This window comes from Streptomyces sp. NPDC054841 (assembly GCF_053611045.1).
In genome coordinates this window covers 1-4,706 of the sequence record NZ_JBSGZO010000591.1, presented here as the reverse complement: position 1 = coordinate 4,706, position 4,706 = coordinate 1, and the positions used below count along the sequence as shown (strand labels likewise).

The 4,706-nt window shown below is 69.4% G+C and carries 5 protein-coding genes; 2 read left to right on the top strand and 3 right to left on the bottom strand.

All coding sequences use genetic code 11. The features are described from left to right. Positions 1–208: 208 nt before the first annotated feature. The 3 genes from ACWGI8_RS39905 to xseA all read right to left on the bottom strand — a co-directional run bounded on the left by ACWGI8_RS39905 (position 209) and on the right by xseA (position 2,626). Positions 209–799, bottom strand: a complete 591-nt coding sequence (locus tag ACWGI8_RS39905) for a malonic semialdehyde reductase (protein WP_453668344.1) — start codon at positions 797–799, stop codon at positions 209–211. A gap of 174 nt (positions 800–973) precedes the next feature. Continuing rightward, on the bottom strand, positions 974–1,252 hold the full coding sequence (locus ACWGI8_RS39900) for an exodeoxyribonuclease VII small subunit (protein ID WP_453668343.1): 279 nt from the start codon (positions 1,250–1,252) through the stop codon (positions 974–976). Positions 1,253–1,324: 72 nt separating this feature from the next. Next, on the bottom strand, positions 1,325–2,626 hold the full coding sequence (xseA, locus tag ACWGI8_RS39895) for an exodeoxyribonuclease VII large subunit (RefSeq protein WP_453668342.1): 1,302 nt from the start codon (positions 2,624–2,626) through the stop codon (positions 1,325–1,327). Positions 2,627–2,911: 285 nt separating this feature from the next. On the opposite strand from xseA, the gene ACWGI8_RS39890 reads away from it, so the two are divergent. Then, on the top strand, positions 2,912–3,892 hold the full coding sequence (locus tag ACWGI8_RS39890) for a 4-hydroxy-3-methylbut-2-enyl diphosphate reductase (protein ID WP_453668341.1): 981 nt from the start codon (positions 2,912–2,914) through the stop codon (positions 3,890–3,892). A 62-nt stretch (positions 3,893–3,954) separates the two neighbouring features. Beyond that, positions 3,955–4,692: a polyphosphate--glucose phosphotransferase gene (gene ppgK, locus ACWGI8_RS39885; protein ID WP_453668340.1), complete on the top strand. Its 738-nt coding sequence runs from the start codon at positions 3,955–3,957 to the stop codon at positions 4,690–4,692. The last annotated feature ends 14 nt before the right edge of the window (positions 4,693–4,706 follow it).

Sequence of the window (4,706 nt, the reverse complement as noted above, 5' to 3'; positions counted from 1 at the left end):
GTCGTCGTCAGACGGTGGTGATGACCTCGTCGTAAGCCAGACGCGGCGAACGCGGACTGTGTTTCCCGGGGGGTGACCCCCGGACCCCCGGCAGGGGCCCGTCGTCGTCAGACGGTGGTGATGACCTCGTCGTAAGCCAGACGCGGCGAACGCGGACTGTGTTTCCCGGGGGGGCGACCCCCGGACCCCCGGCAGGGACCCGTCGTCGTCAGACGGTCGTGATGACCTCGTCGTAAGCCAGACGCGGCGAACGCGGGAACCATGCGTCCTCGCCCGGCTTGCCGATGTTGATGACCATCAGCGGCGTGTGGTCGTCGTCCAGGAACTCCTTCTGGACGCCGGCGAAGTCGACACCGGTCATCGGGCCCGCGGCCAGACCGGCGGCACGGACACCCACGATGAAGTACGCGGCCTGCAGCGCGGCGTTCAGCGTGGCGGACTGCTCACGGGCCGGGCGCTCGGCGAAGAACATGTCCTTGGCCTGCGGGAAGTGCGGGAACAGCGCCGGGAGCTCCTCGTGGAACTCGTTGTCGGCGGCGAGGATCGCGACCAGCGGCGCAGTGGCGGTCTTGGGCTGGTTGCCCTCGGCCATGTGCTTCACCAGGCGCTCGCGGGCCTCGGCCGAGCGGACGAGGACGACGCGCAGCGGCGACTGGTTGAAGGCGGTCGGACCGTACTTGACCAGGTCGTAGATGGCCTGCACCTGCTCATCGGTCACCGGCTCGTCGGCGAAGGTGTTGGCGGTACGGGCCTCACGGAAAAGGAGGTCCTGGGCTGCGGGGTCAAGAACGAGGGACATGCTGCGTACCTTCCGGATGAGCAAAGAGGTTCAAGCTGCGGCTTCACCGTACGACCGGATTAGGTGAAGGTTCAACTAAATCCGGCACCTGGTGAGCTAAGTCACGCAACTTTCAAATACTCAACCTTCAACTAAACGGCGTACCCGTTTATGCCGCCGCCTCGCCCAGGTGCCTCACCGAGCCGAGTCGTCCCCGTTCCCGTCCTCGTCCTCCTCGGCGCCACGGGGGCCCGCGCCCTCACCCGCGTCCCGCTCCGCCAGCGCCGCGTCCAGCCGGGCGCGGGCGCCGTCCAGCCAGCGGCGGCACACCTTTGCCAGAGCCTCGCCGCGCTCCCACAGCGCGAGGGACTCCTCCAGCGTCGTGCCACCCGCCTCCAGCCGGCGTACGACCTCGATCAGCTCGTCCCGTGCCTGCTCGTAGCCGAGCGCGCCATCGTCCGTCTTGGCTGTCATGTGATCCACCCTATGTGCGCCTACTGTCAGTGATGTCGGCCATCAGCGATGCCGGCCGTCAGTGATGCCGGGTCAATCGCCTGCGACGCCGGTGTCTCCGACCTCGGCGTCTGCGACGCCGTCGCCCGAAACGCTGTCGCCCGCAACGCTGTCGCCCGCAACGCCGTCGCCCGCGACCCGGACCGTGAATTCGCCTTCCGCGACCCTCGCCCGCAGCTCCTCGTCCGCCCTGACCTCGCTGGGCGACCGCACCACCGCGCCGTCCGCGCGCTGCAGCACCGCGTACCCACGCTCCAGCGTCGCCGCGGGCGACAGGGCGACGACCCGTGCGCGGGTGTGGGACAGCTCGGAGTCCGCGCGGTCCAGCAGATGCCCCAGGACCCGCCGGCTCCGGGCGACCAGGGCGTCCGTCTCGTGTTCGCGCTCCTCCACCATCCGCTGCGGATGCTCCATGACCCGCCGGTGCAGGGCATGCGCAAGCCCCCGCTCCTCGCGGTCGAGCAGCCCCCGTACGGTCCGCAGCGACCGGTCGCGCAGCGCCTGCACCCGGTCCAGCTCCTCGCCGACGTCCGGGACGACCTTCTTCGCGGCGTCGGTCGGGGTCGAGGCGCGCAGATCGGCGACCAGGTCGAGCAGCGGCGCGTCCGGCTCGTGTCCGATCGCCGACACCACGGGCGTACGGCAGTCGGCGACGGCTCGCACCAGCTGCTCGTCCGAGAACGGCAGCAGATCCTCCACGCTGCCGCCGCCGCGCGCGACGATGATCACGTCCACGTCCGGGTGCTCGTCCAGCTCCTTGACCGCCTGGACGACCTGCGACACGGCGCGGACGCCCTGCACGGCCACATTGCGCACGTCGAAGCGGACGGCCGGCCACCGTCGTCGCGCGTTCTCCAGCACATCCCGCTCGGCCGCCGAGGCCCGGCCGCAGACCAGGCCGATCAGCTGCGGCAGGAACGGCAGTGGCTTCTTGCGGTCGAGGGCGAAGAGTCCCTCCGCGCCCAGGGTCCGCTTCAGCTGCTCCAGCCGTGCGAGCAGCTCACCGATGCCGACCGGCCTTATCTCGGCGGCGCGCAGCGAGAGCTGGCCGCGCGGGGCGTACCACTCGGGCTTGGCGTGGACGACGACCCGGGCGCCCTCGGACACGACGTCGGCGACCGCGTCGAACACCTGGCGGTAGCAGGTGACGCTCACCGAGATGTCGTACGACGGATCGCGCAGCGTCAGGAACACCACGCCGGCGCCCGGCCTGCGCGACAGCTGGGTGATCTGTCCCTCCACCCACACCGCGCCGAGCCGGTCGATCCATCCCCCGATGAGCCGCGACACCTCGCCGACGGGCAGGGGAGCTTCGGCAGATGTAGTGAGACCCATGCCCGCGAGCGTATCGGCACCCTCCGACAAGGCCAGGTGCGCAAGGCCAGGCGCGCAAGACCAGGTCTGCCTGGGGATGAAGAGGAGTCCGTAGACGACAAGAGCCCGGAAGCCGAGATTCCGGCGCGGTCGGGTGTGCGGATCCGCGAATTCCGCACCGGTCCCGGTGCGGTTGCCCGCCATGGGAGCCTCCGTCCTCGTACGTACGGCGTTGATCGCGTACCGCACCGGTCTCAGCCCCGTGGGCGATCGTTGGCCTGTTCGGCGCGCCCTTACGATGGGGTCATGACTGCAACGAACGCCCGCCGCGTCCTGCTCGCCGCTCCCCGTGGCTACTGCGCGGGCGTGGACCGTGCCGTGATCGCCGTGGAGAAGGCCCTCGAGCAGTACGGCGCCCCGATCTACGTGCGCCACGAGATCGTCCACAACAAGTACGTCGTACAGACCCTGGAGAAGAAGGGCGCGATCTTCGTCGAGACGACGGCGGAGGTCCCCGAGGGGTCCATCGTCATGTTCTCCGCGCACGGCGTCGCGCCGGTCGTCCACGACGAGGCCGCCGAGCGGAAGCTGGCGACCATCGACGCGACCTGCCCCCTGGTGACCAAGGTCCACAAGGAGGCCGTCCGGTACGCGAACGAGGACTTCGACATCCTCCTCATCGGCCACGAGGGCCACGAGGAGGTCATCGGCACCACCGGCGAGGCCCCGGACCACATCACGCTGGTCGACGGCCCGGGCGATGTGGACAAGGTCGAGGTCCGCGACCCGTCGAAGGTCGTCTGGCTCTCCCAGACCACGCTCTCCGTCGACGAGACGATGGAGACCGTCGACAGGCTCAAGACCAAGTTCCCGCTCCTGGTCTCCCCGCCGAGCGACGACATCTGCTACGCCACGCAGAACCGCCAGATCGCGGTCAAGCAGATGGGCGCCGAGGCGGACCTGGTCATCGTCGTCGGTTCGCAGAACTCCTCGAACTCCAAGCGGCTGGTCGAGGTCGCGCTGGGTGCCGGAGCCCGTGCCTCGTACCTGGTGGACTTCGCCGGCGAGATCGACGAGGCCTGGCTCGAGGGTGTGACGACGGTCGGCGTGACGTCGGGCGCGTCCGTCCCCGAGGTGCTCGTCGAGGAAGTCCTGGAGTGGCTGTCGCAGCGCGGCTTCGAGGATGTGGAGATCGTCAAGGCGGCCGAGGAGTCGATCACGTTCTCGCTGCCCAAGGAGCTGCGCCGGGACCTGCGCGGCGAGGCGGCGTCACTCGTCGAGGACTGAATGGCAGGGCTGTGAGGACGCTCAGGGAGTAACTGTCAGCGGTTCCTCGTAACGTTGTGTCCATGAACGTCTTCGGAGTGGACATCGGCGGATCCGGGATCAAGGGCGCTCCCGTGGACCTGGACCGCGGCGACCTCGCAGAGCCCCGCCACAAAGTACTGACACCGCACCCGGCCACGCCCGACGGCGTGGCCGACGGCGTTGCCGAGGTGGTCGGGCATTTCGGCTGGTCGGGCCCGGTCGGGATCACCTTCCCCGGCGTGGTCACGGGATCGGTGATCCGAACGGCCGCGAATGTCGACAAGAGCTGGATCGATACCGACGGCGGCAAGCTGCTGGGCGACCGGCTGGGCATGCCGGTGACCGTGCTGAACGACGCGGACGCGGCGGGCGTGGCCGAGATGACCTTCGGTGTCGGCCGCGGGCGCAAGGGCACGGTGATGCTGCTGACCTTCGGTACGGGCATCGGCAGCGCGCTCTTCGTCGACGGCCGCCTCGTGCCGAACACGGAGCTGGGCCATCTGGAGCTGAACGGCCACGAAGCGGAGAAGCACGCGTCGACCAAGGTCAAGGACGACGAGGAGCTGAGCTGGGAGCACTGGGCGCACCGGGTCCAGAAGTATCTCGAGCATGTCGAGATGCTGTTCTCGCCGGAGCTCTTCATCATCGGGGGCGGGGTGAGCCGTAAGGCGGACAAGTTCATTCCGCTGATCAAGCACATCCGCGCGGAGATCGTGCCCGCGGAGCTCCAGAACAACGCGGGGATCGTCGGCGCGGCGATGGCGGCGGCGGGCCACTGAGCGCTGCCCGGTGC

Coding starts and splice junctions, on each gene's coding strand:
- ACWGI8_RS39905 (WP_453668344.1), bottom strand. CDS start 799: ATGTCCCTCGTTCTTGACCCCGCAGCCCAGGACCTCCTTTTCCGTGAG.
- ACWGI8_RS39900 (WP_453668343.1), bottom strand. CDS start 1,252: ATGACAGCCAAGACGGACGATGGCGCGCTCGGCTACGAGCAGGCACGG.
- xseA (WP_453668342.1), bottom strand. CDS start 2,626: ATGGGTCTCACTACATCTGCCGAAGCTCCCCTGCCCGTCGGCGAGGTG.
- ACWGI8_RS39890 (WP_453668341.1), top strand. CDS start 2,912: ATGACTGCAACGAACGCCCGCCGCGTCCTGCTCGCCGCTCCCCGTGGC.
- ppgK (WP_453668340.1), top strand. CDS start 3,955: ATGAACGTCTTCGGAGTGGACATCGGCGGATCCGGGATCAAGGGCGCT.